The following is a 21,597-nucleotide window of genomic DNA, read 5'->3' on the forward strand; positions in this document are numbered from 1 at the left end:
GCATACTGGAATTACAAGCGGCGGGACTCGTCGTTTCTGCCCATGGAGGCCAGCGTAAATCCGTCACACAGACGGTTGCGGTCTAAGAAGTGGGAAGCCTCGCCCGACAGGGCGGGGAGCAGTCACATTATTATTGCCTTATAGCCCTCTACTGACCTTTTCCATGATTAAGATCACAACTTATTAACATAATGAACTCTTAATCACTGACTTCTCGTTATGCTATAGATATCTCATCTGACCAGTCTAAAAAGGGTATCTGATGGCTCATTATTCTCATTTATTTTCGCCCCTTGATTTAGGTTTTACCGTACTTAAAAACCGTATTCTTATGGGATCTATGCATACTGGACTTGAAGAAAATCCGCAGGATGCACCAAAACTTGCACAGTTTTATGCTCAAAGAGCCGCTGCAGGCGTTGCATTAATTGTGACTGGAGGGATCTCTCCCAATAAACAAGGTGTGTTATTACCACATGCAGCAACATTAATGTCTGAAAGCCAACTAGCGACTCATCAACTTGTTACTGATGCAGTTCATCAGCAAGGAGGTAAAATTGCTTTACAGATCTTGCATACTGGTCGTTATAGTTACCAACCTAACTTAGTTGCGCCTTCTGCTATTCAATCCCCAATAACCCCTTTTATCCCAACAGAAATGAGTCATGAACAAATCGAACAAACTATCAATGACTACATTCACTGTGCTCAATTAGCTCAAAAAGCAGGCTATGATGGCGTTGAGATAATGGGATCTGAAGGCTATTTAATCAATCAGTTTTTAGTGAGCCACACCAACCAGCGAGCCGATCAATGGGGTGGAAATATTGAAAATCGTTGTCGTTTCGCTTTACGCATCCTTGAAGGTATAAAAAAAGCAGTCGGTGAGCAATTTATTATTATTTATCGTCTTTCTATGCTGGATTTAATTAAAAATGGTTCAGATGCATCAGAGGTACTTTATCTTGCCAACTCTGTTGAAAAAGCCGGTGCTACAATGATCAATACAGGGATCGGTTGGCATGAGGCACGAATTCCAACAATAGCCACCATGGTACCAAGAGGTCAGTTTGCGAATGTAACACGCGAATTAATGGGTAAAGTGAATATTCCTCTGATTACATCCAACCGAATTAACACACCACAAACAGCAGAAGCTATTTTGGCAGAAGGTTGTGCCGATATGGTTTCAATGGCTCGCCCTTTTCTTGCTGATCCCGAGTTTGTACTTAAAGCTCAGCAAGGACGTGAAGATGAGATAAATACCTGTATTGCCTGTAACCAAGCATGTCTTGATGAAATATTTTCAGGTCAGACCGCTTCTTGTTTAGTGAACCCTTTCGCGTGTCGAGAAACCGAACTTCTGGTTACTCCAACTCAACAACCCAAAAAGTTAGCTGTTGTTGGTGCAGGGCCCGCGGGATTATCTTTTGCGGTAACCGCCGCGAAACGTGGTCATCATGTCACACTGTTTGAAAAAGAAGATATTATTGGTGGGCAACTAAACATTGCAAGCAACATTCCCGGAAAAGAAGAGTTTAAGGAAACCTTACGCTACTTTAAACGACAACTACAGCTCACGGGGGTGATTGTTAAAAATAATACCGAAGCCACTCCTCATCATCTTGAGCAGTTTGACGAAATTATTTTAGCCAGTGGTGTTACGCCCCACAGCCCTGACATTGAAGGGCAAGATAATGAGATAGTTAAAACTTACCTTGATGTTTTAAAACACCATCAACCCGTGGGTAAAAATGTAGTGATCATTGGTAGTGGAGGTATTGGCTTTGATACAGGCCTCTATCTTACTCAAAAAGGGCAATGCAGTAGCCTAAGCCCTTGTGCTTTTAACAAAGAATGGGGTATTGATCCGACTCTTTCATCTCGTGGTGGTATCAAGCCCACAAATCACATTAAAGACGATACTAAACACATTGTTATGACACAACGTAAAGCCGGAAAAATAGGGTTAAGTTTGGGTAAAACAACAGGCTGGATACACAGACTCACATTAGAGAAAAAAGGCGTTAAATTCTTAACAGATTGTCATTATCAAAAAATCACACCAGAAGGTCTTGTGATTGAACAAGATGGAAAACAGCAACTTCTTATGGCTGATAATATTATATTGTGTACGGGACAACGCGCTTATCACCCTCTATTCGCACCTTTAGAAAAAGAAAACAAAATCGTCCACCTTATTGGCGGAGCAAAAGATGCACGCGCATTAGATGCAAAACGCGCTATTAGGCAGGGAACTGAGTTAGCACTTGCCATTTAAACCGTTAACGTAATGATAAAATGACAAAAAGAAACCCCACATAAATGTGGGGTTCTATTTTTTATTATTAATTATTATTTTTACCGCTCTTCCTGTCTTACTACTTACCCTTTTTACCCATTATTTTTTTCAGTTAATGGATTATCTGAAATACGATTATCTTCAGCAATACAGACTGTTGCTGTAAAAAGAACATCTGTTGATGAGTTAAGTGCCGTTTCTGCTGAATCTTGTAACACACCAATCATCACACCGACAGCAACAACTTGCATAGCGATATCATTGCTAATACCAAACATGCTACAAGCCAGTGGAATTAACAGTAAAGAACCGCCAGCAACACCAGATGCACCACAAGCACAAATTGCAGCAACAAGGCTTAATAACAATGCAGTTGGCACATCAACAGGCATACCTAATGTATTTACTGCGGCTAATGTCAAAATGGTGATAGTAATTGCCGCACCACCCATATTGATGGTCGCACCTAATGGAATTGAAACAGAATAAGTATCTTCGTTTAAATTCATACGACGACACATTGCCATATTCACAGGAATATTTGCTGCTGAGCTACGTGTAAAGAAAGCAGTTACACCACTTTCACGCAGACATGCCCATACTAATGGATATGGATTACTGCGGATTTTCCAAAATACAATCAGTGGGTTCACAACTAAAGCAACAAACAGCATACAACCAAGTAGTACTACCAGAACCTGTAAGTAGCCGGCAAGGACTTCAAAACCTGTTGTTGCGATCGTTGATGAGACTAAACCAAAAATACCAATAGGCGCTAAGCGAATAACAACACGTACTACATTTGTTACTGCGTCAGCTAAATCTTGCGTTAAGACTTTAGTGGTATCACGAGCATGACGTAGTGCTAAGCCAAGCCCAATAGACCACGCTAAAATGCCCATATAGTTACCATTGATAAGCGCATCAACAGGGTTTGCGACCACATTAACTAATACGCCTTTAAGAACTTCAGCAATATTCTCAGGTGGTGACAATTGTGATTCACTAACAACCAGCGTTAAAACTGATGGGAACACAAAACTAGCAACAACTGCGGTTAACGCAGCAAAGAACGTTGCTAACAGATATAAAATTAATACGGGACGAATATTCGATTTTTGCCCTTGACGATGATTAGCTATCGAAGCCATAACCAGTACCCATACTAAGATAGGCGCTACAGCTTTCAGTGCGCTAATAAACAGAGTACCTAATAGACTCATCATCTTGGCAACTTCTGGCGCTAACCAAGCAAGTAAGATCCCTGCAATTAAACCAACGAGTATTTGTTTGACGAGGCTTCCCTTAAAGAACAGGCTGAAGACTCTGGATTGTTGTTTATCCATAGCTATTCCATGACTTAAAATAATATTTAAAAAAGGCATTTTTGAGTGTTTGCAATGCCAGTATAAGGAATTGAATCGCGCTGAAAAGCAGATTATGCAAAATATACAGCATTAACCATTTATGTTAACAATAAAATAACATAACTGTGATCATAATAGGGTTTTGTTCATTTTAATACACCAATACAAAATGAAAGAAATTATTATTATCAGTAAGTTATATCTCATCATCTTGCTTGTTTTTTATTTTATTTCTCTTATTTTTAATTTTCTCAATCAACTGACCATCTTTTTTATTAACATTATCACTAACAACTACCCACTGTGCCCATCTTAAACTTGATTAAATAATAAACAAAAAAGTCAAACAAGATAACGTGTTAATTCTCTTAATTAATATTAAAAAATTATCTTTTATGATCTCTATAAAATAGAAAACAGCCCATTGCATTATCCATCCTCTTGAGTTTTTCTTTTTAAAAACACCCTATTCTGAACCCAAAAAGAGATTTGATGTCTATTTTTCGAGATCCAATATCCATCTGTAAGTAATGTCGTTATTGAGTTAAAAAATTTTCTGTCTAGTTTTTCCTGATTTTGTTAGAGTGTTGCTGTTTTAAACAATGAAAAATAGACCCTATGAAGTAGAAAATGGGTAAATAGATTACAACACCTATTGATTTCATATTTACCCCCAAATGACTCAGTTTTAGGAAGCCTTTTATATGGAAATCGTAAGAGAGCTATTCTTGGCGCTATGGCACCAAGATTACGAAACCTTAGCTAATCCTTCATTAATATGGATTATCTACATTTTATTATTCACCATACTATTCCTAGAAAACGGAGTATTGCCTGCAGCTTTCTTACCTGGAGATAGCTTATTAATTTTAGTAGGCGTGTTAATTGCTAAAGATACAATGGATTTTCCATTGACCTTACTGATTTTGACCGCAGGAGCGAGCCTAGGGTGTTGGTTGGGCTATCTTCAAGGGCGATGGCTTGGAAATACTAAATTAGTACGTAGTTGGCTATCGCATTTACCTGAACATTACCACCAGCGTGCACATGGGCTTTTTCATCGCCATGGCTTAGCCGCATTACTTATTGGTCGCTTTTTAGCGTTCGTTAGAACATTATTGCCAACAATTGCTGGCCTTGCTGGATTGAACAATACTCGCTTTCAAATTTTCAACTGGTTAAGTGGACTTTTATGGGTTGGTATATTGACCACATTGGGTTATATGTTAGGTAATAGCCCACTATTTCGTCAGTATGAACATCATTTAATGAATATCCTTATGCTATTACCTGTTTGCCTATTAGTTATGGGATTAATTGGTAGTATCTGGGTTGTTATTAAAAAGAAAAAAGCGAAAGCATAAGATCTATCAAATAATATAAAGATTTTCCTACTGACATAAAAAGCAGTAAGAGAAATGACAAAGGCCTGTTTCATTTATTTGAACAGGCCTTTATTTCATTTTGCTATATACTCGTCTTAACATCGCCTCATCCCTTTAACTGTGAACATCTATTAAGATTTATCTCTTTTTTTTACCAATAAGTCGTTATTTAATTTCATTAAGCGGTAAAATTGGTCTATTGTTATAAGTACCACATCGATGTCTATTAAAGGAGTTACTTATGTCTCATCAACATTCAAATGAAGATCTGCGTAATGAATTGAAATCTCTTGCTGATACTCTAGAAGAAGTGCTGAACTCCTCTGCAGATAAATCCAAAGAAGAAATCCAAAGCCTGCGTGCAAAAGCAGAATCGGCAATAAAAGGTTCTCGTGCAAAACTCAGTGATGCAGGTAGAGAAATTGTCGATAACACCAAAGAAATTGCCGGAAAAGCTGATAACTATGTTCGTGAAAATCCATGGACAGGTATCGGTATTGGTGCCGCTGTTGGTGTTGTTCTTGGTGTTCTACTAGCAAAACGTTAATTTATAATGAGTGATACTCAAAGACCACAGGGCCCCGCATCCGGGGTTCTGAATTCTCTCAGTAAGATTGGTGCTATCATGATAGGCATGGTTGAAACACGCCTAAACTTGATTGCCGTTGAGCTGGAAGAAGAAAAAACCACACTTATCCAGCTTATTCTAATGGCTGGTATCACCTTATTATTAACCGCTTTTGGTTTAATGAGCCTACTTATTCTGATCTTTTGGGTTATTCCACCCGAATATCGAGTCTATGCTTTAGCCATCACCACGGCGACTTTACTTCTCTGTGCGCTAATTGGCGCCATCATGACATTAAGAAAAGCGCGCAACTCTACTTTGTTAGGCGATACTCGCCAGCAATTGGAATTAGATAAACGTCTTTTGGAGCAATATCATGATGAGCAGACAAAATAAGCAGGCTATCCTAGCAAGACGTAAAAAGCTGTTGTTGAATAAAATTCAGCAACAGCGCTCTGACTTAGGACAAAGCACACAAATTTGGCTTGATGTTACAGAGCCGTATGATAAAGCGTGGCGAATTTTAGTCTCTTTAAAGCCTGCGCTTTTAGTGGGCGCCAGTTTTATTTCTCTTTATAGTATTAAACATCCTAAAAAAATCATGCGGTTAGCTCAACGTACTATCGGTGCAATTGGCTTAATTCGTACGCTCCAAAACTCCTTCAAAAAAACCTCTGATTAACATTCAATTTTTTTGTCAAAGAATGTTAATTCTTCTTAATATCCTCTTCACTCAATTCACATTATTGTATATCTCACACCGTAGCCGTGGTTATTAATTCTAAAAATAGAAAATTAACCAACGAAAATACAAATATAAACAGATATACATTGCAGATAATAGAGTTTGATTAGGAATAAATATCATGAAAAAATTTGAAGACATTGCGTTATTAATTGCCCGTATTTTAATGCCGATTTTATTTATCAGCGCAGGCTACGGAAAAATTGGTGGTTATGAAGGCACACAGCAATATATGCAAGCAATGGGTGTCCCTGGTTTCTTATTACCATTAACTATTCTTTTAGAATTAGGTGGTGGATTAGCTATCTTATTTGGTTTCTTAACCCGTACTACAGCAATCTTTACCGCGGTATTTACACTTCTCACCGCATTACTGTTCCACAGTAATTTTGCTGAAGGGATGAACCAATTGATGTTTATGAAAAATATGACCATTGCCGGTGGATATTTATTACTGGTTATCACAGGCCCTGGTAAATGGAGCTTAGATCGTATTTTCAATAAAAATTGGTAATCACGAATTTAGAAACAAAAAAGATCCTCTAGGGGATCTTTAACTTGATAAGAACCCTATGTTTTAAATATAGGGTTCTTTTTTAACGATATTAGTATAATTTTCATTAACTTCTTTTCTATTATCCCCACAATGACTCTGTGAGCGATTATCTCTAAACATAAAAAATTATCTAATAACAAAACTATTTTTTATCATTCGCAAAGAGTTTAGGTATTTCACGTAGACACCAAGATTTAGCTTCACCCATGCTGTCTCTTCGCCATGCCATAATAATATTATTTTCATGATGGTATTCCGGGCCAACAACACGCAAACGCCCTTCTTTAATATCATCTTCAATTAAATCAATCGGCATTGTCGCCACACCTAAACCCGCAATTAACGCTCGACGTTTATCTTCAATAGAACTCACCGTTAAACGGCGCTGTTTATCTAATAGTAGTACGGTTAAAACTGGGCGCTCTCTTGCCGTGTCTGCAATTGCAATGCCTCGATATTTTAAGCGAGTTTCTTCGGCTAATGGCTCAGGTTCGTTATGGATAGGGTGATCTGGGCTGGCAACATAAACGCTGGTGGTATTGTATAAAGGGCGAAAGTTGATTTCAGAAGAAGTGCGAAAATGCATATCGGGCGAAATCACAATATCACATTTACCACTTTCTAAGCTTTCCCATGCCCCTGCAAGTACTTCAGTGACTAAGGAAAGTTGCGTATTTGATTTTTCAGCCAGTTTGTCAACCAAAGGAAAGAGTCTAGATGCGGGAGTCAACGCTTCACAAACAATGGTGATATGTGGTTCCCAACCCCTTGCTAAAGCTTCTGCATCTGACGTTAATTTGTCAGCAGCCTCAAGTAATATGCGCCCTCTATCAAGCAACATTCTACCGACATTGGTAAATTTTGTTCTATGACCAGAGCGGTCGAAAAGAACAACATCTAAATCTTCTTCTAATTTTTGCATGGTATAACTGAGTGCCGATGGAACTCGATTTAGTTCATCAGCAGCAGCTGCAAAACTCCCTCTACGATCAATGGCATCCATGACTCGTAAAGATTCCAACGTAATGGCTTTGTCTTTACTCATTATACTTATCTCTATCAAATAATTTGATTATAGGCACCAGATTAACTTGCTAACAATAGACAGTCCATACCTCTATGATAAATATATTGATAATCTACTCGAAAAATACCGCTATGATAAAATACAGAACAGCACAACAGTGTGGTAAAGCGGATTATGGTTGGCTACAAGCTCGCTACACATTTTCCTTTGGCCACTACTTTGACCCTCATTTTTTAGACTATGGAACGCTAAGAGTTCTCAACCAAGAGGTGCTTGCACCAAATTCTGAATTTAAAGCAAAGACTTACCCTCATGTTGACGTGGTTAATCTTATCCTTCAAGGGGAAGCAACATACCTTGATAATATGGGGCGTACAGTAACAGCAAAAGAAAATGAGTGTTTACTGATTTCACCACATAATACTGATACATATATAGAGAAAAACAGTAGCCCTGATACGCCATTAACTCGTATTCAGTTATGGTTAAATGCTTGCCCACAACAAGAAAGTTTAGCCTCACAAAAATTGGCATTAAATGAAAATTTAAAATATCAATTGTTAGCATCACCTACAGGTGATGATGGCTCATTAATGTTAAGGCAAACTATTTGGCTTTATCATATTCATTTGCAAACAGGAGATGAAGTTACACTGCCAATAAAAGGACAGAAAGGTTTTTTACAATCCATAAAAGGTGGCACCTATTTGCAAACATCAACTCAAGAAACTGGGCAAATTCAGTGTGGTGATGGCGCGTTTATTCAAGATAGCCATAGTATCACGTTAAAAAGCTCAACTGAGTTTCGTGGTTTATTTATTGATATTATTTCGTGATAGCTGATTTAGATTGGTGTAAAAGCAGAAAACCCTCGAAACACAATGTGAATCGAGGGTTTTTTATGAGGTGAGTTGACCGTTAAGCCGGGTTCTGTCGTGGACAACCATTCATCTAGGCCAGAACTTGCGCGCTGGCTCCAGCAACCTACCCGGGTTCAATGCGGGCCGCACCATAAGAACCCCTATTTGGTCTTGCTCCGGGTGGAGTTTACCATGCCACAAACTGTTACCAGTTGCGCGGTGCGCTCTTACCGCACCCTTTCACCCTTACCTGATCCTGTAAACAGGCCATCGGCGGTTTACTCTCTGCTGCACTTGTCGTAGGCTCGCGCCTCCCAGACGTTATCTGGCACCCTGCCCTGTGGAGCCCGGACTTTCCTCCCCTCTATCCGTCTCCCCAAAGGGACAACGATAAAGCAGCGGTTGTCTAGTCAACTCAGGGTGCGGATTATAGGGATTTTGGTGGAAAATGTATAGCGAAAGAAGCTAAAAAATCACTTTACTCGTCTTGGGCTTGACCATTTTGCTCGATAACATGTTTATAGAGCGCATTTTTCTTCACACCATAAATCTCAGCAGTGACTGCTGCCGCTTTTTTCAGTGGTAACTCTTTTTGTAAAATTGCGAGTGTCCGCAATACTTCTGGGGAAAAATCATCATCAATGGGTTTTTCATACCCTTCAACAATTAATACCATTTCACCTTTACGACGGTTTTCCTCTTCAAGAACCCATTTAAGCAGTTCACCAACAGGCATACCTTGAATAGTTTCCCACGTTTTTGTGAGCTCTCTCGCTAATACTACGTAGCGATCTTCCCCCCAAACTGTCACCATATCAGCTAAACTATCTAACAAGCGATGCGTTGATTCATAAAAAATCAATGTACGAGGCTCTTCTGATAATGCGCGTAAACAGTCCTGACGACTTTTTGTTTTTGCGGGTAAAAAACCTTCATAACAAAAACGATCAGAAGGAAGCCCTGCCGCAGACAGTGCCGTGATAGCAGCACAAGCACCAGGTAATGGCACAACATTTATGCCATTTTTACGACATTGATTGACTAAATGATAGCCAGGATCGTTAATTAATGGTGTACCTGCATCAGAGACTAATGCGATACTTAGCCCCTGTTGTAATTTGCTAATTAATTGATCTGCTTTTTGCTGTTCATTATGATCATGTAACGCATACAAACGTGCGTTAATGGCAAAATGCTGTAATAGAAGCCCTGTATGACGGGTATCTTCTGCAGCAATTAAATCGACATGAGACAGCACATCAAGTGCCCGCTGGGTGATATCGCCCAGATTACCAATAGGTGTGGGTACTATGTACAGTGTGGATGTCGTTACCGCTGCTCGATTAGGTTGATTCATTGTTTATTCCGAATGACCGATTTAAAATTGAGCATAATTATAAAACATCACTGGGTACAGTATGCTTTCCTCAATTTTTGTGCGTTTTAAAACAGGTTTATCCTATACTGCAATACTCTCTGCGTTGATTATGTCAGGTTGTACCCTGACGGGGCAACAAGAACAACCTCTCACTCCAGCTGCAAAAGCAGAAATGGAGATGAAACAATTTCAAAAAGTGATTGATGACGCTCAAGGGCTAGCATCTTTAGATGTTATTAGAGCCTATATAGGGTTAGAAACATTAATTACTGATCCTCAACTGCGTCAGAAAAATATTGATGATACATGGCTCACACTAACCAAACTCACACCTGAGCAACGCCGTGGTGTTGTTATCAAAGCAGATGAAAATACGCTGCAAGGTTGGTTAGATTTACTCAATACCTATGAATACAACAAAGATGATGCTGATAAGTTATCAACCGCAGTCAGAGAATGGCAGACTCGCTATCCTCGTAATCCAGCTGCATTAACACTTCCAGCTTCATTATTACGTCTTTCACAACCCTCTGTAAGTACCAATAGCCAAATCGCATTATTATTACCTTTAACAGGGCAAGCGAAAGTCTTTGGTGAAGCCATTCGTCAAGGCTTCCTTGATGCGCAAAGTGGCTTACCACAACCGCAAGCAATGCCAACCTCCCAAGCACCTAAAAACGATGACAGTCTAGCCTCAATTTTAGAAGAATTAGGCATTAGCAATACTGAAACGTCTGCAACAAATTCAGATACCACGAAAGAGTCCCCTGACAATAGTGAAACAAATCAAGCAAAAGAAGAAAAAGAAACAGATGCTTTTTCCAGTAATATGACCGTTCAGCTTGATCCTATTGCTCAAAACTCTCGCCAAGTGATTGTTTATGATACCAATAGTCAGCCTATTGATATCTTGCTGAAAAAAGCACAACAAGATGGTGCCAACTTAATTGTCGGTCCACTGCTAAAACCTGAAGTCATGAAAACCATTGAACTTCAAAGTGGGTTGCCAGTATTAGCATTAAATGAGTTAGATGCGCTCCCTTCTGCAACTACCGTCTGTTTCTTCTCTCTTTCACCAGAAGATGAAACCCGTAATGCGGCACAACATTTACGTCAGCAACAAAAATCAAATCCATTAATTATCGTTCCTGATAACAAATTTGGCCAAAGAATGGCACAAACATTTGCTGATGAGTGGCAACGCTCTGGTGGTGGCACTGTTTTACAACAAACTTTTAGTTCTGTTGAAAGCTTAAAAGCCTCTATTAACCGCGGTGTTGGTATTCGTATGACAGGAACACCTGTTCTACCAACTGCTAATGCACCTTTACCATTAGAGACTCAATCTATCCCATCTGCGGGTGGTGCCATTGATTCGGTTTACATCATTGCGACTAGCGATGAATTAACCTTAATTAAGCCAATGATTGATATGGCGATCAGTACCCAAAAGCGTCCCCCAATTTATGTAAGCTCACGCAGTAACCAAGGTGGAACAGGCCCTGATTTCCGTATGGAGATGGATGGAATTCAATTTAGTGATATTCCATTGATGACTGGCGCTAATTTGCCATTAATGCAAAAAGCATCAAGCAAATTTGCGAACGATTACTCATTAATGCGCCTTTACGCCATGGGAATTGATGCATGGTCATTAGCAAACAATTACAATGATCTAACAAAAGGCACATTGCGTTTTAATGGTATTTCAGGTTCATTACATGTTGAAAACAACTGTACTGTTTATAGACAACTTCCTTGGATGCAATTTAAACAAGGTAAGATTGAACCTGTTACACAGTAATGCAGGTATTTAGTTATCATTAAAATAAACCGCCATAAAGGCGGTTTATTTTATGAGTAAGATAAAGAAGGAAATCATGGATGATTTTTTCTAAAAGCCCTTATTTTTTAGGGTTATACTATGAGCAAAAAGCGCTAAAATATTTACGCCAACAGGGATTAATATTGATTGAGCGTAATGTCCGATATCCCTGTGGCGAAATTGATCTTATTATGCAGGAAAAGAGGACATGGGTATTTGTTGAGGTTCGTTTTAGACGTAACATCTTATTTGGTGATGCAATAAGCTCTATTACTACCTCCAAACGCCGCCGCTTATGGCATACAGCAAAATGTTGGTTAGCCCAACGCCAAGAAAGTATCGAGACTTCAGACTGTCGCTTTGATATTTGTGCATTTAATCAACGCCAGCTAATATGGCTAAAAAACATTCTCGATTATACGGAATTTATTCGTTAAATTAGATTATATAGGTCTTAACGTGCTTGATAGAATCAAAGTCTGCTTTACAGAGAGTATTCAAACTCAAATTGCAGCAGCAGAAGCATTACCAGATGCCATTTCCAGAGCCGCCATGATGATGGTTCAATCTTTGTTAAACGGCCATAAAATATTAAGCTGTGGAAACGGTAGCTCAGCAGCAACAGCACAGCGATTTGCCGCAAGCATGATCCATCGTTTTGAAACAGAGCGTCCTAGCTTGCCCGCATTATCGTTAAACACAGATAGCGTTGTGATGACTGCGATTATGGGGAATCAGCAGCACGATGAAATCTATGCAAAACAAGTGCGTGCATTAGGACAAGCTGGAGATGTGCTACTTGCTATCTCAACTCACGGTAACAGCAGAAGTATTATTAAAGCCGTTGAAGCCGCTGTTACACGAGATATGACCATTGTTGCATTAACAGGGTATGATGGCGGAGAGCTTGCCGGATTATTAGGCCCTCAAGACGTTGAAATTCGTATTCCATCTCAACGTACCGTCAGAATACAGGAAGTTCAGATGCTAACAGTCAATTGTCTCTGTGATTTAATTGATAATACATTATTCCCACATCAGGATGACTAAGGAGTTACTATGAAATTGCTTCCTATTACCGCAGTGCTGTGTTCTGCACTTTTACTGCAAGGTTGTATCGGCGCAGCGGTTGTCGGCACTGCCGCAGTTGCGGGTAAAACTGCAACCGATCCTCGCTCATTAGGGCAACAAGTTGACGATGGTACCTTGGAAGCACGTGTTTCTGGTGCTCTAAACAAAAACGAACAGATCAAGAAAAGCAATTCACGTATTGTCGCTACCGCTTATCAAGGCAATATTCTGCTAACAGGTCAAAGCCCTGATATGTCTGTTGCGAATACCGCCAAACAAGTCGCAAGTAAGGTTGAAGGGGTTAATAACGTCTACAACGAAGTTCGCCAAGGTGAGCCAGTCACATTAGGTACAGCCTCTTCAGACACATGGCTAACAACCAAAGTTCGCTCTCAAATTTTAGGCAGCGATTCAGTAAAATCTTCTTCTGTAAAAGTGATCACTGAAAATGGTGAAGTGTTCTTATTTGGTATTTTAACTCGCCAAGAAGGGGCCGCTGTGGCAAAAATTGCCAGTGAAACCAAAGGGGTCGTCAAAGTAACCACGGCATTTACTTACCTTAACTGATCACATTACTCATATCGCTTTTATATTATCCTGACAGTATCGGTCTTTATAATAAAATGACCGATACTGACAGTTCCTTTCTCGACTAAAATTCGCCTTTTCTCAACAAGCTGTTAGCGTCTTAACATCCCTTTATCAATGATAAAATCGATAATCGTTTCTAAGCCCACTTTTTCTTTTAGATTGGTGAAAACATAAGGTTTCACAGGACGCATTCTTGCTGTGTCTGCTTCCATCACATCTAATGATGCGCCAACATAAGGTGCTAGGTCGATTTTATTAATCACTAATAGATCCGAATGTGTAATACCGGGTCCACCTTTACGTGGAATTTTTTCTCCTTCAGCTACATCAATCACGTAAATGGTTAAATCAGCAAGCTCTGGGCTAAATGTCGCACTTAAGTTATCACCACCACTTTCCACAAAAACGATATCCAGATTTTTGTGGCGCATAGCTAACTCTTCAACCGCTGCAAGATTCATTGAGGCATCTTCACGAATAGCGGTGTGAGGGCAACCTCCCGTTTCGACACCAATAATACGATCCGCGTCTAATGCTTCAGCGCGCGTTAAGATCTTGGCATCTTCTTGAGTATAAATATCATTAGTCACAACCGCGATTTCATAAGTGTCGCGCATTGCTTTACAAAGAACTTCTAACAGTGCTGTTTTTCCTGACCCAACAGGACCACCAACACCAATACGTAGTGGTTGATTATATTCTTGCATATAGATTTCTCATGAACGAAAAAGTCGAGTGTATTGTGTTTCATGGCGACTACTGGCAATGATTTGTGCGGGTGTAAAACTTCCAATATCTTCGGTTGGCCAATGTGCAGATTGAGCAACAATTGCAGGGATCTGCTCTGCTAATGTAAACAGTATTTTCTGTCCCGCACTTTGCCCTAGAGGGATCAATTTCACCCCTGACATCACTGTATTTTCGAGCCAACCCCAAGCATAAGCACAACATAACTTTTCAGCGGAAATACGCCATTTCACCGCTGCTAACGCAAATGCCATAAGTTGTGTCTGTTTTACACACACGAGTAAAGTCTCATCTAACTCAATATCTAATTGAGGAAGTAAACGAGCAAAAGCGATACCTCGTTGGCGCTCTTCTTGTCTTAACTCTTTAGTTTCACGACTTGCGACAATAAAATCACACCAATATTTCACTTCACTCATCTTGGCTTGTGCCAAATTTTCTTGTAATCGCCGTAAAATAGGGAGCTCTAATGTTGCTAAAGTGCCCGTCATTTGAGTACTTAGCCAATCCGCTAATGTTTGAGGACAACAAACCCATCCCTTTTCAATCGCCCACTCTAACCCTTGAGAATAGGTAAACGATCCCACGGGTAAAGAAGGACTGACTAATTGATATAAGCGCAGTTCTGCAAGCATCAATAGGCTCCCTGATTCAAATAATTAGTGATGATGATCGTCATAAGAATGATGATGGCCGCCTGACGATCCACCATAAGCACCAGGTTCTGGTTGATATTTCTCTAAACCCACAACCACATTGGCACCTAACCCTCTCGCCATATCATCTAAAACATGAACATGAAAATAACGACACCAACCCGCTTCGATTTGTAGTGGAACATGGCGATTACCTAAGTGATAACACACACGAGCCAATAACAGCGGATCGTCACTATACACGGTTGAAACTTGCTCTTTTGCAGCCTCAATCGTTACCAGCGTATTGTCATCTGACAATAAGATATCGCCCTCTTTTAGTACCGTACCACGAGGCAAAAATAGCCCTGCTTCTTGCCCGTCGCTTAATGTCACTTTTAAACGACTTTTAGTCCTTTCATCCATGGTTAAACACAAAGTAAGGAGTTGCTTTTCCAACGTTGCTATTTCAAGCGCTTTCTCTTTATCTATAATTTGAGTAAATCTTTTCATTCTCTATATTCTCAATAACACACCGATTAAAAGAGGAAGTAGCGTTGTGCCATAGGTAATTGTGTTGCAGGTTCACACACTAGCGGTACCCCATCCGCTTTCACAATATAGGTTTGCGGATCAAGCTCGATATGAGGCACATAACTATTATGGATCATCGACGCTTTAGTGATATTACGACAACCTTTAACACAACCAATTAGGCTCTTTAAGCCGAGTTTTTCAGGTACACCTGCGTCGATCCCTGCTTTCGACATAAAGATCATCGACGTTTGATATTTCGCTTTACCTAAACACGCATACATTGGACGATAATGAACAGGCTGAGGTGTTGGAATAGCTGCATTAATATCACCCATTGGTGCATAAGCCACCATACCACCCTTCATGATCAATGCCGGTTTCACACCAAAGAAAGCCGGATCCCATAAAACCAGATCAGCCAATTTTCCTTTTTCAATAGACCCTACTTCATGTGCAATACCATGTGCTAAAGCTGGATTGATAGTGTATTTAGCCACATAGCGTTTAATCCGATGGTTATCACTTTCAGCGGTATCACCTTCTAATGTGCCTCGTTGTAATTTCATTTTATGTGCACATTGCCAAGTACGAAGAATAACTTCACCTACGCGCCCCATTGCCTGTGAGTCCGACGACATAACAGAAATAGCCCCCATATCATGTAAGATATCTTCAGCGGCGATGGTTTCACGGCGAATTCGAGATTCAGCAAAAGCCACATCTTCAGGAATAGAAGGATCAAGGTGATGACAAACCATCAACATATCAAGATGCTCATCTACCGTATTAATGGTATAAGGCATGGTTGGATTAGTGGAAGCGGGTAAAATATTGGGCTCACCAACTGATTTAATGACATCGGGTGCGTGCCCGCCCCCCGCGCCTTCTGTGTGAAAAACGTGGATCACACGCCCAGCTATCGCTTTCACGGTTTCTTCGTAGAAACCACCTTCATTTAAGGTGTCAGAGTGAATAGCAACTTGCACATCCATCTCATCGGCAACATTCAGGCAGTTATGAATTGCCATTGGTGTTGCCCCCCAATCTTCATGAATTTTTAGACCAATAGCACCGGCTTCAATTTGCTCACGAACTGCTTCAGGTTTACTCACACAGCCTTTACCAAATAAACCAACGTTTATTGGGAGCTCATCAACGGCTTCTAACATGCGGTGCATGTTCCAAATACCAGGGGTTACTGTGGTTGCATTTGTTCCGGCAACGGGCCCTGTACCGCCACCAATAAACGTGGTGATACCAGAAACTAAACCTTCTTGTGCTTGTTGAGGACAAATAAAATGAATATGTGTATCAACGCCACCAGCGGTAACAATTTTGCCTTCACCCGCAACCACTTCTGTGGCAGGCCCTACAACAATATCGACATTAGGTTGTACGTCGGGATTACCCGCTTTGCCGATACCCACAATGCGACCATCTTTAATACCAATATCCGCTTTTACGATACCCCAATGATCTAAAATAATGGCGTTAGTGATAAGTACATCGACACATTCAGCATTAACGACTTGGCTTTGCCCCATACCATCACGAATAACTTTACCCCCACCAAACTTGACCTCTTCTCCATAAGTGGTGAAGTCTTTTTCAATTTCAAGAAAAAGCTCAGTGTCGGCTAACCGCAGGCGATCGCCAGTTGTTGGGCCAAACATATCTGCATAAGCTTGACGTGAGATAGTTTTCATTTTTTCTCACTCTCCAATTTACCCATCACTTTGCCATGAAAGCCGTAAATTTCACGCTTTCCAGCAAAAGCCACTAATTCAACAGTACGGCTTTGACCTGGTTCAAAACGAACCGCCATACCCGCAGGAATATTTAAACGAAAACCTAATGTCTCTTCTCGCTCAAATTGCAATGCTTCATTCACTTCATAAAAATGATAATGAGAACCGACTTGAACAGGTCTATCGCCATGATTGGCAACCTGAATTATTTTTGTCTCTCGACCTGCATTAAGTTCAATATCGCCTAATACTTGATTGACTCTAATTTCACCGGGTATCATGTTGTTACCTACACAATAGGATCATGAATAGAAACAAGCTTTGTACCATCAGGGAATGTACATTCCACTTGAATGTCTTTTATCATTTCTGGTACACCTTCCATGACTTGCTCCGCTGTCAAAACTGAGCGCCCTTCACTCATTAATTGGGCAACAGTTTTACCTTCTCTCGCCCCTTCCATAATGGCGCAACTGATAAGCGCAACCGCTTCAGGATAATTAAGCTTGAGCCCTTTCGCTAAACGTCTTTCAGCAACAAGGCCCGCTGTAAAAAGCAGTAACTTATCTTTTTCTCTTGGTGTTAATTCCATTTCTGCTCCTAAAATTAACGATTATGTCGCCCATATACGAGGCGGCTCAGGGCAATACCCTAACCAGTGTTGTCTGACGGTTTGCCACACTTGAGCAAAACACGCCATCATCGGCTCTGTTTGGGAGCCTAATAACCGTAAAACTAAAATACCGTCTACATCTGTTAAACCATATTCGATAACACGATCATAAGAAGCTGAGAAAGCTTCAATGCTTTGTTGAATAAGGCTTTTTAATTCGTCCGTTGCAGGATAAATATAAAGTGATCCCAACATCGGGAATTCGCGCATGACAGCCGTTCTATTTTGCAAACCATCAACAAAAAGCGATTCAGTTAATGTCAGTTTTTCATCGATATAGAGATTTAAACGCCCTTTTACATTGCCATTTGCAAACCATTCATTTAAAACGGGGCGCCCAAAACATTGAATTTCCCAGCCAATAAATCTAGCCGTAGATGCAATATGAATATGCGTTTCTAGGCGAACTTGAGCTTCAGGAAAAAAGATATTTTCTTGAGGTAACCACTCTAAAAAACCATTAGCTGCCACTTTTAAGGTTTGAACTTGCCGAGCAACACCACCTGCACTACGGTAAAACTTAGTGGCTCCGGGTGTTGTGAGCAATGCATGCGCTTGGGATTGCACATCAATATTAATCAATAGGTTATCGCCACCAACCACACCGCCAGGGGGATGAAGTAAATAAGTGTGTGCAATACCTTGCTCAGGATAAAAAGGACGCTGAACCATTAATGGGCCGATATGACGCTTTTCTGTAAGACGTGTTATTTCGCGTTTTACTTCATAGCGTAAAGCGATTTCAGCAAGCCAACCCTTCCCTGAAAAGTCAGACATACTCACTCCTGCCAACTCGGCAAAATTATCAATAAATCAGGAAAATGCGTGAATAATACAGCGCTATCCATAAGATTGGTCATTCAAAAACAAACAGAAAATAAGCTAATGAATGTTGGATAGGGTGTGGATAAAAAACGAACAGTGATATCCTAAGAACAGAATAATCGCCTTCGCCTGTGACGCGCGATTCTACACCTTATTACAAAAAATGCATTTTGAATAAATAACAATTTATTTAGAAAAAATGACACTGTTTAAAATAAATGTAAAAAATGAGCAAATATCTATATTGTCATGTTTTAGCAACAAGATTATATTCTGCTTCACTCTCATTCTGCTTTGCATGACAACACTAATTTAAATTAGAATGATCTCTCTATTTATTATTTTAGACGTGGCTTATCTGTTTATACAACAAATGAGCTAATTTTGAGTATTGTTCATTTAAGCAAGATTAATGCTTAACTTGCCTACGGTATATCGGAGATCATGGAATACAAACACATCCTGTCCTCTAACCAAATGTCTTTAAAAACGTTTTACATCGAAAACCCAATGATAGCGATGGTTAGTGGCGCAAAAGGTACGATTTGCATCAATGGACAATCTATTGATGTCTCTAGCCATTTAACGCTTATTATTCCGAAATACAGTCAAGTCTCTTGCGATATAGTTAATCAATTTACGCATAAATCGATCGAGCTACACACCCTTGTATTATGTGAAACAGAGCTTCAATCTGTTTTCTCTTTACTAAAACCTTTAATTAAATCTAGCTCACCACTAACAAGCCACCTTCCTGCTTACCATTTATCAACGCCTGAAGTGATAAAAAGTAATTTTGGAATTTTAAAACAGTGCTTACCGCTACCGCATGGCTCTCCATCTCAAGAAACCATGTTTATGCAGCAGTGTTTATTTTTTATTTTGATGGCGGTGTATCAAGAAGGTATCGATATTTTAAATATCTTCCGATTTAACTACGATGAGCCGAAAAATCAGGCAATTACACATTTAATTACGCAAGATCCGCAAAGAAAATGGCATTTAGAAGATGTAGCGAAAACGCTTTTCACAACGCCATCAACGTTACGTCGACATTTAAGTAAAGAAGGCGTCTCATTCTGCCAATTATTGCTAGATGTCAGAATGGGCATTGCTTTAAATTACCTCACATTTTCTAATTACACTGTTTTTCAAATAAGTCATCGCTGTGGTTTTGGCAGTAATGCCTATTTTTGTGATGCTTTTAAACGTAAATACGGCATGACACCTTCACAATTTCGCACTCAGTCTCGCCAATCTAACGATCCTTCTGCAATAACAAAGCTATCAGAGAAGATTGCAGAACCTAATAGAAAAATATTTCAAACCTTATAGAGTTATGACAAATTATTTTTCTTTAAAAAGCTAATTCCACCCATTAATCGCATCTGATTTAAGATCCACTGTTGTCGTTTTAGGGTGTAAGCAGAAGGTTTATTTACGTGATAAATATGCGGGTTAGGTAATACTGCAGCTAATAATGCAGCTTCATGGCTTGTAAGTTGTTTCGCAGGCTTTCTAAAATAGTGTTGAGAAGCCTGCTCTACGCCGAAGATCCCATCACCAAACTCAACAATATTCAGATACACAGTTAAAATACGTTTTTTTGACCAAATAAGCTCAACAACTGGCGTCATTCCAGTCTCGAGCCCTTTTCTTATCCAGCTACGACCATCCCATAAAAAAAGATTTTTGACCGTTTGCTGAGAAATAGTCGATGCACCACGTAATGTTTTACCTTTGTTATAATTTTTTTTGAAAACTTTCTCAATAGCATCAAAATCAAATCCCCAATGTTTGGGGAAATTTTGATCTTCAGATGCAATAACGGCTAAATACATCACAGAAGCTATCTCTTTTTCACTGACCCAAGTGGAATGTGATACATAAGAGAAATCAAACTCACTCCAAGCCGAAATTTGTCTTTGAGCCATAACAGCAGAAAAAGGTACAGGTAAAAAAGAAAACAGCACAACTGTTAACAGCCATAAAGCAATTAAAATAATTAATACTTTCTTTAACTTTCTCACCAGTACCATCTGCTGTTTTTACCTACTCTTTATGCCATCTCAAGGACTTTCTTAACCAATTTCTCAATCCCCACCTGTGCTTGTGCAATAGATTGCGCAAGCATATACGCAGGGGTAGTGACAACACGATATTTTTCATCAACAACAATGTCATCAACAGGACAATCTATATGGACGCCGCCCATCTTTTCAATTGCACGAGCGGTTTCCTCGTCATTTCCAATTGTTAATTTTACTGGAGCATTTAACATTTTTGGTAACATTACAGGCGCAATACACATTAGCCCTAATGGTTTATTTTGCTGATGTATCGCTTGTACAAATCTTAAGAGATCTTTGTTAATTTCACAGTCACTCCCTTTTGTCGCGAAATTACACAAATTCTTAGCCGCACCAAAACCACCAGGAATAATGACAGCATCAAAGTTTTCGGCCTTTGCCTCTGATAAAGGGGAGATTTTACCACGAGAAATACGAGAAGATTCTTCCATCATATTCCTTTTTTCTGGTTTTTCTTCGCCTGTAATGTGATTAATTACAGTTGGTTGTAATTCATTAGGTGAAAAATAATGAACTTCAGCATTATTTTGGCTTAAAGCAAGCATTGTGAGCACTGATTCATGGATTTCACTCCCATCGAATACACCACAACCACTTAAAATTACCGCAATTGATTTCATATCTTTCTCCGTTTGTAGTAGATTACTAGTTACCCATTTATAGGTGT

At 39.7% G+C, this 21,597-nt stretch carries 24 protein-coding genes, 1 other RNA gene and 1 pseudogene; 13 read left to right on the forward strand and 13 right to left on the reverse strand.

Features of this window, described 5'->3' with window-relative positions:
• Positions 1-86, forward strand: a pseudogene (locus QSH13_RS13705) (RNA-guided endonuclease InsQ/TnpB family protein); the annotation flags it as partial.
• A gap of 176 nt (positions 87-262) precedes the next feature.
• The gene (locus QSH13_RS13710; protein WP_286039292.1) at positions 263-2,281 is read left to right on the forward strand and encodes an NADPH-dependent 2,4-dienoyl-CoA reductase; all 2,019 of its coding nucleotides are present in this window, start codon (positions 263-265) and stop codon (positions 2,279-2,281) included.
• 113 nt (positions 2,282-2,394) lie between these two features.
• On the opposite strand, the gene sstT is transcribed toward QSH13_RS13710, so the two are convergent.
• Positions 2,395-3,648: a serine/threonine transporter SstT gene (gene sstT, locus QSH13_RS13715; RefSeq protein ID WP_109396052.1), complete on the reverse strand. Its 1,254-nt coding sequence runs from the start codon at positions 3,646-3,648 to the stop codon at positions 2,395-2,397.
• Positions 3,649-4,373: 725 nt separating this feature from the next.
• On the opposite strand from sstT, the gene QSH13_RS13720 reads away from it, so the two are divergent.
• From QSH13_RS13720 to QSH13_RS13740, 5 genes are all read left to right on the forward strand, one after another.
• Positions 4,374-5,033: a DedA family protein gene (locus QSH13_RS13720; RefSeq protein ID WP_099074128.1), complete on the forward strand. Its 660-nt coding sequence runs from the start codon at positions 4,374-4,376 to the stop codon at positions 5,031-5,033.
• A gap of 262 nt (positions 5,034-5,295) precedes the next feature.
• A complete protein-coding gene (locus QSH13_RS13725) occupies positions 5,296-5,601 on the forward strand; it encodes an ElaB/YgaM/YqjD family protein (RefSeq protein WP_109396053.1) in 306 nt (101 codons plus the stop codon).
• Between the two features lie 6 nt (positions 5,602-5,607).
• A complete protein-coding gene (locus QSH13_RS13730; protein ID WP_109407083.1) occupies positions 5,608-6,018 on the forward strand; it encodes a phage holin family protein in 411 nt (136 codons plus the stop codon).
• A complete protein-coding gene (locus QSH13_RS13735; protein WP_228407151.1) occupies positions 5,999-6,304 on the forward strand; it encodes a YqjK-like family protein in 306 nt (101 codons plus the stop codon). Before QSH13_RS13730 ends, QSH13_RS13735 begins: the two co-directional genes overlap by 20 nt.
• A 184-nt stretch (positions 6,305-6,488) precedes the next feature.
• Positions 6,489-6,881: a DoxX family protein gene (locus QSH13_RS13740; protein ID WP_023580968.1), complete on the forward strand. Its 393-nt coding sequence runs from the start codon at positions 6,489-6,491 to the stop codon at positions 6,879-6,881.
• Between the two features lie 184 nt (positions 6,882-7,065).
• Here QSH13_RS13740 and QSH13_RS13745 read toward each other — a convergent pair whose 3' ends face one another.
• Positions 7,066-7,968 carry a LysR family transcriptional regulator gene (locus tag QSH13_RS13745; protein ID WP_006535295.1) on the reverse strand — a complete coding sequence of 301 codons (903 nt, stop codon included), beginning with the start codon at positions 7,966-7,968 and terminating at the stop codon, positions 7,066-7,068.
• Between the two features lie 113 nt (positions 7,969-8,081).
• Between QSH13_RS13745 and QSH13_RS13750 the strand changes: the two genes are divergently transcribed.
• Positions 8,082-8,786 carry a pirin family protein gene (locus QSH13_RS13750; protein ID WP_185901662.1) on the forward strand — a complete coding sequence of 235 codons (705 nt, stop codon included), beginning with the start codon at positions 8,082-8,084 and terminating at the stop codon, positions 8,784-8,786.
• A 67-nt stretch (positions 8,787-8,853) separates the two neighbouring features.
• Here QSH13_RS13750 and rnpB read toward each other — a convergent pair.
• An RNA gene (rnpB, locus tag QSH13_RS13755) (RNase P RNA component class A) lies at positions 8,854-9,228 on the reverse strand.
• Positions 9,229-9,288: 60 nt separating this feature from the next.
• Complete coding sequence (gene rsmI, locus QSH13_RS13760; RefSeq protein ID WP_196544676.1) at positions 9,289-10,167, reverse strand: 16S rRNA (cytidine(1402)-2'-O)-methyltransferase; 879 nt, start codon at positions 10,165-10,167, stop codon at positions 9,289-9,291.
• Between the two features lie 61 nt (positions 10,168-10,228).
• Between rsmI and QSH13_RS13765 the strand changes: the two genes are divergently transcribed.
• The 4 genes from QSH13_RS13765 to dolP all read left to right on the forward strand — a co-directional run bounded on the left by QSH13_RS13765 (position 10,229) and on the right by dolP (position 13,651).
• Complete coding sequence (locus QSH13_RS13765; RefSeq protein ID WP_286039293.1) at positions 10,229-11,992, forward strand: penicillin-binding protein activator; 1,764 nt, start codon at positions 10,229-10,231, stop codon at positions 11,990-11,992.
• Between the two features lie 80 nt (positions 11,993-12,072).
• The gene (locus tag QSH13_RS13770) at positions 12,073-12,450 is read left to right on the forward strand and encodes a YraN family protein (RefSeq protein WP_109393164.1); all 378 of its coding nucleotides are present in this window, start codon (positions 12,073-12,075) and stop codon (positions 12,448-12,450) included.
• A 22-nt stretch (positions 12,451-12,472) separates the two neighbouring features.
• A complete protein-coding gene (gene diaA / locus QSH13_RS13775) occupies positions 12,473-13,063 on the forward strand; it encodes a DnaA initiator-associating protein DiaA (protein ID WP_004245257.1) in 591 nt (196 codons plus the stop codon).
• A gap of 9 nt (positions 13,064-13,072) precedes the next feature.
• Positions 13,073-13,651: a division/outer membrane stress-associated lipid-binding lipoprotein gene (gene dolP, locus QSH13_RS13780; protein ID WP_036933029.1), complete on the forward strand. Its 579-nt coding sequence runs from the start codon at positions 13,073-13,075 to the stop codon at positions 13,649-13,651.
• Between the two features lie 113 nt (positions 13,652-13,764).
• Here dolP and ureG read toward each other — a convergent pair whose 3' ends face one another.
• Genes ureG through QSH13_RS13815 form a run of 7 tightly spaced genes read right to left on the reverse strand, consistent with a single transcriptional unit; the run spans position 13,765 to position 18,792 of the window.
• The gene (gene ureG, locus QSH13_RS13785; protein ID WP_109396059.1) at positions 13,765-14,382 is read right to left on the reverse strand and encodes an urease accessory protein UreG; all 618 of its coding nucleotides are present in this window, start codon (positions 14,380-14,382) and stop codon (positions 13,765-13,767) included.
• A gap of 9 nt (positions 14,383-14,391) precedes the next feature.
• A complete protein-coding gene (locus QSH13_RS13790; protein WP_286039294.1) occupies positions 14,392-15,057 on the reverse strand; it encodes an urease accessory protein UreF in 666 nt (221 codons plus the stop codon).
• Positions 15,058-15,081: 24 nt separating this feature from the next.
• The gene (ureE, locus tag QSH13_RS13795) at positions 15,082-15,570 is read right to left on the reverse strand and encodes an urease accessory protein UreE (protein WP_286039295.1); all 489 of its coding nucleotides are present in this window, start codon (positions 15,568-15,570) and stop codon (positions 15,082-15,084) included.
• Between the two features lie 26 nt (positions 15,571-15,596).
• On the reverse strand, positions 15,597-17,300 hold the full coding sequence (gene ureC / locus QSH13_RS13800) for an urease subunit alpha (protein WP_109396062.1): 1,704 nt from the start codon (positions 17,298-17,300) through the stop codon (positions 15,597-15,599).
• On the reverse strand, positions 17,297-17,623 hold the full coding sequence (locus QSH13_RS13805; RefSeq protein WP_109396063.1) for an urease subunit beta: 327 nt from the start codon (positions 17,621-17,623) through the stop codon (positions 17,297-17,299). Before QSH13_RS13805 ends, ureC begins: the two co-directional genes overlap by 4 nt.
• Before the next feature lie 8 nt (positions 17,624-17,631).
• A complete protein-coding gene (locus QSH13_RS13810; RefSeq protein ID WP_069368687.1) occupies positions 17,632-17,934 on the reverse strand; it encodes an urease subunit gamma in 303 nt (100 codons plus the stop codon).
• 21 nt (positions 17,935-17,955) lie between these two features.
• Positions 17,956-18,792: an urease accessory protein UreD gene (locus tag QSH13_RS13815; protein WP_109407089.1), complete on the reverse strand. Its 837-nt coding sequence runs from the start codon at positions 18,790-18,792 to the stop codon at positions 17,956-17,958.
• Positions 18,793-19,284: 492 nt separating this feature from the next.
• Here QSH13_RS13815 and QSH13_RS13820 point away from each other — a divergent pair, with 492 nt between their 5' ends.
• Positions 19,285-20,175 (forward strand): AraC family transcriptional regulator, encoded by an 891-nt coding sequence (locus QSH13_RS13820; RefSeq protein ID WP_109396065.1) that lies wholly within the window; start codon positions 19,285-19,287, stop codon positions 20,173-20,175.
• A 2-nt stretch (positions 20,176-20,177) separates the two neighbouring features.
• Here QSH13_RS13820 and mtgA read toward each other — a convergent pair whose 3' ends face one another.
• Both mtgA and elbB read right to left on the reverse strand, forming a co-directional pair.
• The gene (gene mtgA / locus QSH13_RS13825; RefSeq protein WP_109396066.1) at positions 20,178-20,879 is read right to left on the reverse strand and encodes a monofunctional biosynthetic peptidoglycan transglycosylase; all 702 of its coding nucleotides are present in this window, start codon (positions 20,877-20,879) and stop codon (positions 20,178-20,180) included.
• Positions 20,880-20,899: 20 nt separating this feature from the next.
• Positions 20,900-21,550 (reverse strand): isoprenoid biosynthesis glyoxalase ElbB, encoded by a 651-nt coding sequence (gene elbB, locus QSH13_RS13830; protein ID WP_109396067.1) that lies wholly within the window; start codon positions 21,548-21,550, stop codon positions 20,900-20,902.
• Positions 21,551-21,597: the final 47 nt, after the last annotated feature.

The organism is Proteus faecis, assembly GCF_030286765.1.
GTDB classification, from domain to species: domain Bacteria; phylum Pseudomonadota; class Gammaproteobacteria; order Enterobacterales; family Enterobacteriaceae; genus Proteus; species Proteus faecis.

Bases quoted from the DNA above. Each gene is read 5' to 3' on its own strand.
- QSH13_RS13710 (WP_286039292.1), top strand. From the start codon at position 263: ATGGCTCATTATTCTCATTTATTTTCGCCCCTTGATTTAGGTTTTACC.
- sstT (WP_109396052.1), bottom strand. From the start codon at position 3,648: ATGGATAAACAACAATCCAGAGTCTTCAGCCTGTTCTTTAAGGGAAGC.
- QSH13_RS13720 (WP_099074128.1), top strand. From the start codon at position 4,374: ATGGAAATCGTAAGAGAGCTATTCTTGGCGCTATGGCACCAAGATTAC.
- QSH13_RS13725 (WP_109396053.1), top strand. From the start codon at position 5,296: ATGTCTCATCAACATTCAAATGAAGATCTGCGTAATGAATTGAAATCT.
- QSH13_RS13730 (WP_109407083.1), top strand. From the start codon at position 5,608: ATGAGTGATACTCAAAGACCACAGGGCCCCGCATCCGGGGTTCTGAAT.
- QSH13_RS13735 (WP_228407151.1), top strand. From the start codon at position 5,999: ATGATGAGCAGACAAAATAAGCAGGCTATCCTAGCAAGACGTAAAAAG.
- QSH13_RS13740 (WP_023580968.1), top strand. From the start codon at position 6,489: ATGAAAAAATTTGAAGACATTGCGTTATTAATTGCCCGTATTTTAATG.
- QSH13_RS13745 (WP_006535295.1), bottom strand. From the start codon at position 7,968: ATGAGTAAAGACAAAGCCATTACGTTGGAATCTTTACGAGTCATGGAT.
- QSH13_RS13750 (WP_185901662.1), top strand. From the start codon at position 8,082: ATGATAAAATACAGAACAGCACAACAGTGTGGTAAAGCGGATTATGGT.
- rsmI (WP_196544676.1), bottom strand. From the start codon at position 10,167: ATGAATCAACCTAATCGAGCAGCGGTAACGACATCCACACTGTACATA.
- QSH13_RS13765 (WP_286039293.1), top strand. From the start codon at position 10,229: ATGCTTTCCTCAATTTTTGTGCGTTTTAAAACAGGTTTATCCTATACT.
- QSH13_RS13770 (WP_109393164.1), top strand. From the start codon at position 12,073: ATGATTTTTTCTAAAAGCCCTTATTTTTTAGGGTTATACTATGAGCAA.
- dolP (WP_036933029.1), top strand. From the start codon at position 13,073: ATGAAATTGCTTCCTATTACCGCAGTGCTGTGTTCTGCACTTTTACTG.
- ureG (WP_109396059.1), bottom strand. From the start codon at position 14,382: ATGCAAGAATATAATCAACCACTACGTATTGGTGTTGGTGGTCCTGTT.
- QSH13_RS13790 (WP_286039294.1), bottom strand. From the start codon at position 15,057: ATGCTTGCAGAACTGCGCTTATATCAATTAGTCAGTCCTTCTTTACCC.
- ureE (WP_286039295.1), bottom strand. From the start codon at position 15,570: ATGAAAAGATTTACTCAAATTATAGATAAAGAGAAAGCGCTTGAAATA.
- ureC (WP_109396062.1), bottom strand. From the start codon at position 17,300: ATGAAAACTATCTCACGTCAAGCTTATGCAGATATGTTTGGCCCAACA.
- QSH13_RS13805 (WP_109396063.1), bottom strand. From the start codon at position 17,623: ATGATACCCGGTGAAATTAGAGTCAATCAAGTATTAGGCGATATTGAA.
- QSH13_RS13810 (WP_069368687.1), bottom strand. From the start codon at position 17,934: ATGGAATTAACACCAAGAGAAAAAGATAAGTTACTGCTTTTTACAGCG.
- QSH13_RS13815 (WP_109407089.1), bottom strand. From the start codon at position 18,792: ATGTCTGACTTTTCAGGGAAGGGTTGGCTTGCTGAAATCGCTTTACGC.
- QSH13_RS13820 (WP_109396065.1), top strand. From the start codon at position 19,285: ATGGAATACAAACACATCCTGTCCTCTAACCAAATGTCTTTAAAAACG.
- mtgA (WP_109396066.1), bottom strand. From the start codon at position 20,879: ATGGTACTGGTGAGAAAGTTAAAGAAAGTATTAATTATTTTAATTGCT.
- elbB (WP_109396067.1), bottom strand. From the start codon at position 21,550: ATGAAATCAATTGCGGTAATTTTAAGTGGTTGTGGTGTATTCGATGGG.